General features: G+C 39.4%; 9 protein-coding genes and 1 pseudogene. All 10 read right to left on the minus strand.

What is annotated here, in order from left to right:
* Nucleotides 1–7 precede the first annotated feature (7 nt).
* Nucleotides 8–1648 (minus strand): bifunctional UDP-sugar hydrolase/5'-nucleotidase UshA, encoded by a 1641-nt coding sequence (ushA, locus tag DX522_RS02220; protein WP_115179671.1) that lies wholly within the window; start codon nucleotides 1646–1648, stop codon nucleotides 8–10.
* Between the two features lie 122 nt (nucleotides 1649–1770).
* Nucleotides 1771–2688, minus strand: a complete 918-nt coding sequence (gene lpxC, locus DX522_RS02225) for a UDP-3-O-acyl-N-acetylglucosamine deacetylase (protein ID WP_049364420.1) — start codon at nucleotides 2686–2688, stop codon at nucleotides 1771–1773.
* Between the two features lie 41 nt (nucleotides 2689–2729).
* A complete protein-coding gene (gene ftsZ, locus DX522_RS02230) occupies nucleotides 2730–4037 on the minus strand; it encodes a cell division protein FtsZ (protein WP_115179672.1) in 1308 nt (435 codons plus the stop codon).
* An 86-nt stretch (nucleotides 4038–4123) separates the two neighbouring features.
* Nucleotides 4124–5398 carry a cell division protein FtsA gene (gene ftsA / locus DX522_RS02235; RefSeq protein WP_070591373.1) on the minus strand — a complete coding sequence of 425 codons (1275 nt, stop codon included), beginning with the start codon at nucleotides 5396–5398 and terminating at the stop codon, nucleotides 4124–4126.
* A 28-nt stretch (nucleotides 5399–5426) separates the two neighbouring features.
* Nucleotides 5427–6212: a cell division protein FtsQ/DivIB gene (locus tag DX522_RS02240; RefSeq protein ID WP_115179673.1), complete on the minus strand. Its 786-nt coding sequence runs from the start codon at nucleotides 6210–6212 to the stop codon at nucleotides 5427–5429.
* Nucleotides 6212–7132: a D-alanine--D-alanine ligase gene (locus tag DX522_RS02245; RefSeq protein ID WP_115179674.1), complete on the minus strand. Its 921-nt coding sequence runs from the start codon at nucleotides 7130–7132 to the stop codon at nucleotides 6212–6214. Before DX522_RS02245 ends, DX522_RS02240 begins: the two co-directional genes overlap by 1 nt.
* Nucleotides 7133–7189: 57 nt before the next feature.
* Nucleotides 7190–8617: a UDP-N-acetylmuramate--L-alanine ligase gene (murC, locus tag DX522_RS02250; RefSeq protein ID WP_115179675.1), complete on the minus strand. Its 1428-nt coding sequence runs from the start codon at nucleotides 8615–8617 to the stop codon at nucleotides 7190–7192.
* Between the two features lie 73 nt (nucleotides 8618–8690).
* Nucleotides 8691–9743 (minus strand): undecaprenyldiphospho-muramoylpentapeptide beta-N-acetylglucosaminyltransferase, encoded by a 1053-nt coding sequence (gene murG / locus DX522_RS02255; RefSeq protein WP_115179676.1) that lies wholly within the window; start codon nucleotides 9741–9743, stop codon nucleotides 8691–8693.
* Between the two features lie 8 nt (nucleotides 9744–9751).
* A complete protein-coding gene (ftsW, locus tag DX522_RS02260) occupies nucleotides 9752–10936 on the minus strand; it encodes a putative lipid II flippase FtsW (RefSeq protein WP_115179677.1) in 1185 nt (394 codons plus the stop codon).
* A gap of 14 nt (nucleotides 10937–10950) precedes the next feature.
* A pseudogene (gene murD, locus DX522_RS02265) lies at nucleotides 10951–12263 on the minus strand (UDP-N-acetylmuramoyl-L-alanine--D-glutamate ligase).
* Nucleotides 12264–12268: the final 5 nt, after the last annotated feature.

The raw sequence follows: 12268 nt of genomic DNA on the forward strand, positions 1-12268 counted from the left end.
TCATTCCTTATTTAAAGGTTACTTCATTATGAGGGATATATTTTCCAGCACTAATAGGTGAATTTTTCTCAAAAAATTCTTTTAAAACATCCGCATCAATAAAACCTGTGTTAACGAAAGTTGGATTTTTGGTCATAACCGGATAACCATCTCCACCAGCTGCATTATAGCTTGGGACAGAAATACGGTAAGTTTTATTTAAATCCAATGGTTTACCTTGAATTTTCACATTTTCAACTTTCTTATCCACACGATTTACTGTCATGCTGATACCTGAATATTGTGCATAGGCACCAGAATCCACTTCTTTCAATGCGACTACATTTAAATAATCCAATAATTCTTTACCGGTTAATTCAAAATAGCTCACAATATTACCAAATGGATGGATTTTTAAAATATCTTTATAGGTTACATCACCTTCTTGGATAGAATCACGAATACCACCTGAGTTCATGATACCAATGTCTGCTTTCGCTTTTTGACGTTGCGCTTCTGCAATTAAGTGACCAAGGTTAGTTTGTTCAAAACGAATAATGGTACGATCACCTTCTAACTTACCATTTAATTTCCCCACTTTTTGGCTTAATAAAGCATCACCTTTATCTTGGTAAGACTTTAAAAGTTTTTCCATTTCCGGATCTTGTGGAATCTCTTCGGCATAGTTCACATATTCCGTTTTACCATCTTCTTTTTTCACTTTCTTCTTCAAGTTCACTGGAATTAATTGATAATTCACTAATTTTAATTCACCATTTTTGAACTCAAAGTCTGCACGACCAACATATTTACCATATTCAAATGCTTGCATAATCCAAGTACCATTTTGGAAATCTGGTTTACATGGTTGAGTTGGTTGATAATCTTTAATCCATACCCCTTTATCATCCACACAAATCGGATCATGGCTGTGACCACCGATAATCATATCGAATGCGCCTCTATCTAAATTACGCGCAAGACTCACATCACCTGGCGCATTTGAACCATGTTTCGCATCATAATAATAACCCATATGCGTTAAAGCGATTTTCACATCTGGCTTAACTTTTTCATTTAGCTCCTTTAATGTGGCTTTTGCTACCGTTGTTGGATCTTCAAATTTCACATTGTGAAGGTATTCTGGGTTACCTAATTTTGCAGTATCTTCCGTGGTTAAACCGACCACGGCAATTTTAAGATCTTGTTTATTTAAAATGGTATAAGGCTTAACTAAGGTTTTACCTGTTTTGGTATTAATGACGTTTGCAGATAAGAATGGGAAATTCGCCCATTTTTCTTGCATATCCAGTACTTGTAATGGATTATCAAACTCGTGATTACCTAATACGGTTGCTTCATAGCCCATCGCATTCATTGCTTTAATGTCAGGTTCTGCCGTTTGCATATCTGACTCAGGTACACCAGTATTAAAATCACCTGCATTTAATAAAACGAGTGAGCCACCTTTTTGCTCGACTTCAGCTTTTACGCGATTAACAATTGTTTTGTGTGCTGGAAAGCCATATTCACCTTTTGCATTCGGCCAAAAATGTCCGTGCGTATCATTGGTATGCAATATAGTAAATTGATAGGTTTTATCTTGTTCATATGCCATTGCCGCAGAAGTTGCTAGCACAAGAGGAAGCGCGGTAAATAATTTTTTCATAATAAAAAACACCTCTATTTTTGACCGCTCTTTACCTTCGCAGAAAACAAAAATAACAGAGCAAGATGGGAAATAAAAAAGCTATACTCCCGAAAGAAGTATAGCTTTTCAACAAAACATTGTTAGATGAGTACCTGTGCAGGCGCGACATAACCTTGTGGAACTTGTTTCTTATCTTCAAAGGTAACAAATTCCCACGCTTCCTGATCGGCAAGTACAGCACGGAGTAGCTTGTTATTTAAACCGTGACCAGATTTATAAGCTTTGAAATCACCGATGATGTTATAGCCACACATATAAAGATCGCCAATCGCATCAAGCATCTTGTGACGAACTAATTCATCTCTGAAACGTAATCCATCTTCATTTAAGATACGGTAATCATCTAATACGATAGCATTATCTAAGCTACCACCTAGCGCAAGACCTTGAGATTGAAGATACTCAATATCTTTCATGAAACCAAAGGTTCTTGCACGACTAATTTGATGTACGAATGCTTGTGCTGAGAAATCCATCACGTAATTACGTACATTTTTACTAATCGCTGGATGATCAAAGTCGATTGTAAAATCTAAACGGAAACCATTGTAAGGTTTAAATTCTGCCCATTTATCACCGTCTTCTACTCGTACATTTTTCTTAATACGAATAAATTTCTTCGGTGCATTTTGTTCTTCAATACCTGCGTCTAAAAGCAAGTAAATGAATGGGCTTGCACTACCGTCCATGATTGGAATTTCAGGTGCATCAACTTCGATAATGATATTATCGATACCTAAACCTGCTAATGCTGCGTTTAAGTGTTCTACGGTTGAAACACGCACACCTTGTTCATTCACAAGTGCAGTACAAAGCATTGTATCGCGCACTGAATCCGCATTCGCAGGGAAAGTCACCGGCGGATTAAGATCGGTACGACAGTAAATCACGCCAGTATTCGGCATAGCCGGGCGCAACGTTAATGTTACTTTTTTACCGCTATGTAAGCCTACACCTGTGACTTTAATGCTTTGTTTTAATGTTCTTTGTTTAATCATCTCTTTTACCTTATTGCTTCACAACAAGATTACTTTTACTCTTATTTCTCATCACGACCAAATGATGCCGGATTAAAGAAATTAGGATTATTTCTTAACTGTTCTAAACGACTTGGATCAAGCGGTTTATTTAAGTTACCGTATTGTGGATTTTGTTCCTGTGCTGGTTCAGGTTGTGGATTATGTCTTAATGCATCTAAACCATGTAAACCAACTGGCGGTTGTGGTTGAATCGTTTCTTGCGCTACAGGTTGTTGAACTTGAGCTTGTTGCATTGTCGCTTGAGGGCGAGCAATCACTACAGGCTCTGCTGAAACTACATCACCTAAACCTGTCGCAACGATCGTTACACGAATTTCATTGCTCATTTCAGGAACTAAACTGGTACCTACTACGATAGTCGCATCTTCTGATGCGAAGCTACCTACAGTGTCACCTACCACGTTAAATTCATCAAAGCCGAGATCCATGCCTGAGGTAATATTAACAAGGATACCTTTAGCATTAGAAAGATCGACTTTCTCTAATAAATCATTTTTAATTGCAAGACGCGCAGCTTCTTCTGCTCGACCCGCACCTGGTTCACTTTGAGCTGAACCAAAACCAATCATCGCTTGGCCCATTTCCGACATAACGGTTCTTACGTCAGCAAAGTCCACGTTGATTAAACCTGGAGAGGTAATCATATCGGAGATGCCCATAACAGAGTTACGTAATACGTCATTTGCAGCAGCAAAAGCATCAATTAATGTTGCATTTTTTGGGAGAACTTTTTGAATTTGTTGGTTAGGAATGATGATCATTGAATCCACATATTGTGAAAGATCTTTAATCCCTAATTCAGCAAATTGCATACGTTTTTTGCCTTCAAAGCTAAATGGCTTAGTAACAACAGCTACAGTTAAAATGCCCAATTCTTTCGCTACTTTAGCAACGATTGGTGCCGCACCAGTACCTGTACCACCGCCCATACCGGCTGCGATAAAGACCATGTCTGCACCTTCAAGCATTTTACGGATTTCTTCTTGGTCATCTTCAGCCGCTTTACGACCTACATTTGGGTTTGCGCCTGCACCAAGACCTTTCGTTGTTGCCCCACCAATTTGTACAGTTTGTTGAACTTGGCTTTTGCGTAATGCTTGCGCATCGGTATTCACCGCATAGAATACGATCTTACCGTGTTCATCGCTATCAATTGCACTTTCGCCCAAGAAATTACCATTGAATTCTTGTTGCACCATGTTAGCAACCATGTGGTTAACCGCGTTACCGCCGCCTCCACCAACACCGACAACCTTAATCAGTGCACCTGTTTGCTCTTCAAAATCACCATACTCTGGGTATAACATTTGCTGTTCTCCGTTACTGCTAATACTCTGCTAGCATATTAATAAAAGTTAGATCTTTCTTATTCTAAATGAAAAAGTCAAAATTATCAAAATTCTGATTTCACTTTATTGAAAATATTTTTAAGGCCTTTCCAGAATTTTCTGCCAACACCTTCATCACCATAGTTACTATCTACAGGATCATTATCACTATTTTGATGATGATATTGTAGTAATCCGACTACAGTTGAATATTGTGGGCGATTTACATAATCCGTTAAGCCTGTAATATTCAATGGACTACCAATACGTACTTGGCAACCAAATACATTCGAAGCACAATCTTTTAAGTCTTCAATTTGTGCACCACCACCGGTAATAACGACACCAGCAATCAATTCAAATTTAATATGTTTGCTTTCTAAATCTGCTTTAAGCTTATCTAATTCGTCCTTAACAACGCCTAATAGTTCAATATATCTTGCTGAAGTGATTAAAGATAAATCACTTTTTGTTAAAGCACGTGGCGCTCGACCACCAATACTTGCTACTTCAATTTTCTTATCGCCATGTAAACGTGCCGGATATAATGCACTCGCATAATTCACTTTAATGCGTTCAGCTTCTGCACGAGAAACGGTACATGCATGGGCAATATCATTGGTTACAATGTTCCCTGCGTAAGGAATAACCTTGCTGAAACGCAACGAGCCATTGGTGTAAACCATCATATTCATGGTACCTGCACCAAAATCAACTAAGCAAACACCAAGATCTTTTTCATCTTCAGTTAAAACAGAATGTGTTGCTGCAAAGCCGGAGAACACGACTTTATCGACTTGTAATCCGCAACGCTCAACTGCTTTTTTCAAGTTATTTTGCCAGTCTTGATGACACGCAATTAAGTGTACGTTTGCTTTTAAACGAACACCTTGTAAACCTAATGGGTTTTTAATATTAACTTGTTTATCCACGGCATATTCTTGTGGGATTATGTGTAATAAAGAAAGACCCTCAGGTAATTTCACTGAGCTCGCTGTATGTAGAGCATCATCAATTTCATCTTGAGTCACTTCATTTTCAGAAATAGCAACAAAGCCGCTCTCATTCAGGCTTTGAATATGCTCACCTGTAATCGCAAGAGTCACGCTCATAATTTGGCAATCGGCCATTGATTCAGCTGCTTCAATGGCACGTTGGATAGAATTAACAACGGCATCTAAATCAGTAATACTGCCACGATCAATCCCTTTCGATGGACAACTACCCACGCCAAGTACATTTACTACACCATCAGGAAGCACTTCCCCAACGACAGCAACAACTTTTGATGTACCAACTTCAAGACCTACAATTACTTTCGGTTCCAACTCTTTTGCCATTTTCTTATTACACCTAATGAATTATTTTTTATTTCTCTGTCAATCCAACTGCTGCTGATGCAGAAGCATAGCGCAAATCTACATAGTCAATTCGTTTACCTTCAGGCACTTCAATTTGTGGGTAAATCGTTACAAATCGATCTAATTTAGGTTTCCAATCTCCACGCCCAAGTTTCAGTACTATATCATTATCTAGCGTAACTTGCCACGCACCACGATCATCAATTGTCACACCTTTAACCAGCAAATTTTTCGCCTTAAAATCAGCAAAAATTTGATTCCAAGCTTCTAAGACCTTCAAGCTTTGATAATCTGGACCACCTAAATAAGGTAAAGCTTTTTCTTTTAACTTATCCATCGGCAATTGGAAAACCGTTCCCTCTTTTGTCACGAACTCTGTTTTGTTCCAAATGGCGACTGGCTGATATTCTGATAACCAGATACTTAAACGATTTGGCCAAATTTTACGAACTACTGCACCTTTTACCCAAGGAATCGTTTCAAGCTGTTCTTGAATTTGCTTAACGTCTTGTCCCCAGAAGCCCTTGAGAGAGCCCATTTTGAGCAACACATCTTGCACATCCGGATAAGTTGTAAATTCATTTTGACCTACTAAGGCATAGGCAGTAATTTTTCTATCACCGTCTAAGCTTTCAAGCCAATTTTGCCAGTTTGAATAAACGAAATACCCTAGCCCCGCACAAAGTAACACCAAAGCAAGTTTAACCTGCAACATAAAACGGAATTTACCTTCTCCGTTAGATGAACGAGCAAATTGCGTTGGCGGTGTATTTTTGCGCTTAATTACATTCATTACGCACTCAACTCCAAAATTTTCACGACGAGTTGTTCAAATGAAATACCGACTGTTGACGCAGATTTAGGGAATAAACTGTGACTTGTCATGCCTGGGTTCGTGTTTACTTCGACTAAACGGAAATTACCTTGTCCATCAGTCATTACATCAATGCGGCTCCAGCCACGACAACCCACGACGTCATAAGCTCGTTTAACTAATTTCGCCAATTCTTGCTCACGTTCAGCTGAAAGGCCAGCAGGGCAAAAATATTGAGTGTTATCTGAAATATATTTCGCATCATAATCATAAAACTCACCTTCTGGCACAATGCGAACAGCAGGCAATATTTCGCCACCTAAAACAGGCACAGTTAATTCATCACCTGCTAACCATTCTTCAATCAAAATGGTGTTATCAAATTTGAGTGCATAATCGACCGCACTTTTTAATTCTTCGACTGCTTTTACTTTCGTTAAACCCACACTTGAACCTTCAAGAGATGGCTTAACCATCAAAGGTAAACCTAATTTTTCGACTACTGCTTGTGGGTTTAGTTCGTGAGCGTTTTCTTTCGTCACAATCTCCATATCGGCAACAGGTAAACCAAAGGCTTTCCACAACATTTTAGTACGCATTTTATCCATGGTTAATGCTGAAGCCATCACCCCACAACCGGTGTAAGGCAAGCCGATTTGTTCTAATAAACCTTGCATAGTGCCATCTTCACCACCGCGACCATGTAAAATGTTAAAAACGCGATCAAAACCATCTGCTTTTAAATTCGCGACATTATATTCTTTAGGATCGATACCGTGTGCATTATAACCTTGGCTTACTAAGGCATTTAACACAGCTGCGCCAGAATTAAGAGACACTTCACGTTCAGCTGATGTGCCGCCTAACAACACAGCAATTTTTTCTTGTTTTAAATTCATTGTTTTATCCTGTTTTCCTTTATTCTTCATCAAAAGTAAGGTTATTTTTCGATGTATTTATGCTTTCCAACGTTCTGCTAGACCACGAGAAATTTTGCTTACACTTCCCGCACCTTGAGCAAGAATTAAATCGCCATCTTGAATAATTTGATCTAACACATCACCGAGTTGTTCCGTATCGGAAACTAAAATTGGATCGACTTTTCCTAGATTACGAATAGAACGACAAAGTGCTTTGCTATCTGCACCGACAATTGGCGCTTCACCTGCCGCATAGACATCTAACATAATCAATGCATCCACTTGGGATAATACTTGCACAAATTCATCAAATAAATCGCGAGTACGTGAATAACGGTGAGGCTGGAAGATCATGACAATACGTTTATCTCCCCATCCTTCACGCGCTGCTTTAATTGTTACATCAACTTCTGTTGGGTGATGACCATAATCATCTACTAAGCGTACTTTACCATTTGGACGAATAAACTCGCCTAATTGGTCGAAACGTCTGCCCGCACCTTGGAAATCAGCAAGTGCTTCTAAAATCGCTTCATTGCCAATGCCTTCTTCTTTTGCCACAGCAAGTGCTGCCGTCGCATTTAACGCATTGTGTTTACCCGGTACATTCAATAATACATTAATACGTTCACCACTTGGACAAACTACGGTGTAATGACCTTGGAAACCAGTTTGTTCATAATCTTCGATACGATAATCAGCGTGTTCACTGAAACCATACGTTAACACCTGACGACCAACTTGAGGAACTAGCTCCATTAATACCGCATCATCTGCGCACATCACCGCTAAGCCATAAAACGGCAAGTTATGTAAGAATTTTACATAGGTGGCTTTCATTTTCTCAAAGTCACCTTCGTAGGTATCCATATGATCCGGCTCAATATTCGTCACAACAGAAACCATTGGCTGTAAGTGTAAGAAAGAGGCATCACTTTCATCTGCTTCAGCGATTAAATAACGGCTTGCACCTAAATGTGCATTTTTACCGGCTGATTTAACTAAACCACCATTAACAAAAGTTGGATCCAGTTTCGCTTGAGTATAAATCATAGAAATCATGGCTGTCGTTGTGGTTTTACCATGGGTGCCAGCTACTGCAATACCATGACGGAAACGCATAATTTCAGCTAACATTTGTGCTCGCTGGATAACTGGAATACGATTTTGTTTAGCGGCAATTAATTCTGGATTATCTTCATGGATCGCGCTTGATACAACAACGACACTTGCCCCTTGCACATTTTCCGATTGATGACCAATGAAAATTTTTGCGCCTGCTTGAGCAAGACGCTGAGTCACGACACCATCTGCAATATCGGAACCAGAGATATCATAACCTTCATTTAATAAAATTTCGGCAATCCCACTCATACCGGCACCGCCGATACCAATGAAATGGATTTGTTGAACCCGACGCATCTCAGGGATAATCTTTCTAATTTCGTCCGAAATATGTTTCATATTATTTCACCTTTATTTTTAACCGCACTTTTAGGTTAAGGGTTTATTTACTCCACCCTTCACTTCTGTGTCCTTATTTCGCGTTCTCTACAATGACATCAGCTACACGTTTAGCCGCTAATGGTGCTGACATTTCTTTTGCCTTAATCGCCATCGCTAGCAAAGTTTCACGATCTGTTTTTTCTAAGAAATCGACTAACACATCCGCATTTAATTCATTTTGCTGAACGATTTTTGCTGCACCGACATCAGCAAGGTATTTCGCGTTTAAATATTGCTGTTGATCTTTATGCTGGAATGGCACGAAAATCGCCGGTGTTCCCACTGCAGCTAATTCACATACTGTTAAAGCACCAGAACGGCAAATTACCACATCCGCCCAAGCGTAGGCTTCCGCCATATCATCAATAAATTCTGTAATTTTGACCGAATCTGCCTGTTCACCATAAAGTGCAGTCACGCTTTCAACTGAACCTTTACCCACTTGATGACGCACTTCTAGTTTATCTGCCAAACACGCTACTACTTGCGGAATAGTCTGATTGAGTACGCGAGCCCCTTGGCTACCACCCACAACGAGCACTCTCAGTTTTCCACTTCTTTCTGAAAAACGTGCTTGTGGTGATGGCATTTCAAATAAATCTTGGCGAACTGGGTTTCCTACAACTTCGGCATCTTTGAATGCCGTTGGGAAAGCTTGCAATACACGTGTCGCAATTTTAGCCAGCCATTCATTAGTTAAGCCTGCTACGGCATTTTGTTCATGTAAAATAACTGGCACACCACAAAGTTTTGCAGCGATACCACCAGGGCCTGATACATAACCGCCCATGCCTAATACCGCATTAGGTTGATATTCTTGAATAATTTTACGAGCTTGCAATACTGCTCTTAAAATAGCAAAAGGGGCACCAAGTAATGCTTTAATGCCTTTACCACGTAACCCTGAAATTTGAATAAAACGAATCGGAATACCATGCTTTGGTACAAGCTGTGCTTCCATGCGATCTTTAGTACCTAACCAGCAAATTTCCCAACCTTCTTTTTGTAAGGTTTGAGCTGCAGCAATGGCAGGAAAAACATGTCCACCCGTACCACCTGCCATAACTAATAATTTTTTACTCATAAATATCTCTAATCATCTCTCAAACGAGCTTGACCACCACGTTGTAATCTATTTTCATGGTCAATACGCAATAAAATCCCTACAGTTGCCGACATAATGATGATACTTGAACCACCGTAACTCACTAATGGGAAAGTTAAACCTTTTGTTGGTAACATCCCTAAAGCCATGCCAAGATTCACGAAACCTTGGAAGAAAATCCAGAAACTAATACCTAAAGCAAAAAAACCACGGAAACGTTGTTCTAACATGAGTGATTCCCGTCCAATTTTCATCGCACGGAAAATCAATAAACCTAAGAGAACCACTACCACCAAAATACCAATAAAACCAAATTCTTCGCCGATAATCGCCATGATAAAGTCAGTATGTGCTTCAGGAAGATAATCAAGTTTTTGAATAGAGTTACCGAGCCCTTCCCCACTAATTTCACCACGACCAAACGCCATCAAAGAGTTAGTCAGCTGGAATCCTGTTCCATAAGGATCTTTAAACGGTTCTAAGAAACCGGTAAAACGTTTTAAACGATACGAAGCTGAAAGAACCAGCCATACAAAGAGAAGTATGCCTGTACCAATTAGCAAAATAAATTGCCAAAAATTTGCCCCAACAATAAAAAGCATGCCAAAGGTAATAACGAAAAGTACAACGGTACTCCCTAAGTCAGGTTGGGCTAATAAGAATACACCTAATACGCCCATCACAATAAAAGGCTTAGCTGCACTGAATTTTTTACCACGTACTTCATCATAACGACGTGTAAAATAGCTCGCCAGGAAACAGGTTAACGCTAACTTCGCAAATTCCGCAGGCTGGAAATTTAAAATTCCTAAAGAGATCCAACGTTTTGCACCATTAACAGAAGTTCCTATACCGAGAACCAGTATTAATAAAACAATAGCCAACAAGAAAACTTTTGCGTGCCACTTTTCCCATTGAGAAGAAGAAATTTGGAGAGTTAAATAGCAGGTTGCTAACGAAAGCAAAACATACACTGCATCACGTTTAGCAAAATAGAATGTATCATTAAATACACGTGCACTGTAAGGCATCGAAGCAGAAGTTACTGCCACTAAACCAATTAACAATAGCACGACAAAAAGCCAAAACAATGCGCGATCATAGAGTAATCCTTGTGGCGTCACTCTCGCCCATTGTTCATAATTTTGTTTAATTTTATTGATAAATTCCATTACTACCCTAATTTTTAAGCTAATTTTGCTAGACGAGTAAACTCTTCTCCACGTTTCTCAAAAGAGGCAAACTGATCCAAACTTGCGCAAGCAGGAGATAATAACACCATATCGCCTGATTTTAAATGTGGACGTAAAAATGAAATGGCTTGTTCCATGGTTTCAAACAAATGACTTTGACTTGAAAGTGCTGCAAGTTGTTTGCCATCACGACCAAAACAATAGGTTGAGATATGAGGTTGGTTGATTAAATCAGCGAGTTCAGAAAAATCTGCACCTTTGCCATCACCACCTAATAAAAGATGTAATGTTCCTTCAACATATAACCCTGCTAATGCCGCAACGGTACTGCCTACATTGGTGGCTTTAGAATCATTAATCCAACGAATACCATTCGTTTGATGCGCTAATTGGAAACGATGGTCTAAGCCTTTAAATTGACGAAGTGCGGTACGAATTGCCTCTAAATTTATACCTACTGCTTGCGCTAACGCTGTCGCCGCTAAAATATTCATGTAATTATGACGGCCAACTAAGGTCGCTTCATCACAAGGTAAAATTACTTCCTCTTTCGCCATTAAGTACTGTTTACCGTTTTCAGTTTTCAACCAGTAATCTGCTTGATTTTCAGCAAAAGATACAACCTTCTTAGCTTGATTTTCACCTTCGCCAAAAGTGAGTTTGTCTTCTAAATTCACTACCGCTGTTTCTGCATTGTGGTAAATACGTAATTTGGCTTGGCGATAATCTTCTAAATCTACATAGCGATTCATATGATCTTCAGTCACATTGAGCACAGTCGCTGCAGCCGCTTTCAAACTATAAGTGGTTTCTAGTTGGAAACTGGAAAGCTCTAATACATAAAGATCATAATCTTCATTTAATAATGACAACGCAGGAATACCAATGTTTCCGCCCATGCCCACTTTTATTCCAGCCGCTTTTGCCATTTCATAGACCAATGTTGTCACGGTGCTTTTACCATTAGAACCGGTAATCCGACAATTGGCTTCGTTGCTGCTCGGCAGAATAATTCGATATCCCCGATCACTTCCACACCTGCTGAAAGTGCGGTCTGAATTTCAGGTGTTTTTACCGCGAGCCCTGGGCTAATGACAATAATATCGCTTTCAAGTAACCATTGTTGATTTAGACTACCCATGTGTAAAGGAACATTTTTAGGTAATTGATCTGCGCCTGCTGGATGTTGACGAGTATCAATCACCCGGATATTAGCTTGTTGAGATTGAAGATATTCAACGCAAGAAAGGCCTGTTTTTCCGAGGCCTATGATGGTGATCGTTTTATTTTGATATAGAGTTGTCATGTTGT

This window comes from Haemophilus parainfluenzae (assembly GCF_900450995.1).
Taxonomy (GTDB): domain Bacteria; phylum Pseudomonadota; class Gammaproteobacteria; order Enterobacterales; family Pasteurellaceae; genus Haemophilus_D; species Haemophilus_D parainfluenzae_O.

What these genes read in the sequence shown, in the direction of transcription:
- lpxC (WP_049364420.1), bottom strand. Translation starts at nt 2,688, where the DNA reads ATGATTAAACAAAGAACATTAAAACAAAGCATTAAAGTCACAGGTGTA.
- ftsA (WP_070591373.1), bottom strand. Translation starts at nt 5,398, where the DNA reads ATGGCAAAAGAGTTGGAACCGAAAGTAATTGTAGGTCTTGAAGTTGGT.
- ushA (WP_115179671.1), bottom strand. Translation starts at nt 1,648, where the DNA reads ATGAAAAAATTATTTACCGCGCTTCCTCTTGTGCTAGCAACTTCTGCG.
- DX522_RS02245 (WP_115179674.1), bottom strand. Translation starts at nt 7,132, where the DNA reads ATGAATTTAAAACAAGAAAAAATTGCTGTGTTGTTAGGCGGCACATCA.
- ftsZ (WP_115179672.1), bottom strand. Translation starts at nt 4,037, where the DNA reads ATGTTATACCCAGAGTATGGTGATTTTGAAGAGCAAACAGGTGCACTG.
- murC (WP_115179675.1), bottom strand. Translation starts at nt 8,617, where the DNA reads ATGAAACATATTTCGGACGAAATTAGAAAGATTATCCCTGAGATGCGT.
- DX522_RS02240 (WP_115179673.1), bottom strand. Translation starts at nt 6,212, where the DNA reads ATGAATGTAATTAAGCGCAAAAATACACCGCCAACGCAATTTGCTCGT.
- ftsW (WP_115179677.1), bottom strand. Translation starts at nt 10,936, where the DNA reads ATGGAATTTATCAATAAAATTAAACAAAATTATGAACAATGGGCGAGA.
- murG (WP_115179676.1), bottom strand. Translation starts at nt 9,743, where the DNA reads ATGAGTAAAAAATTATTAGTTATGGCAGGTGGTACGGGTGGACATGTT.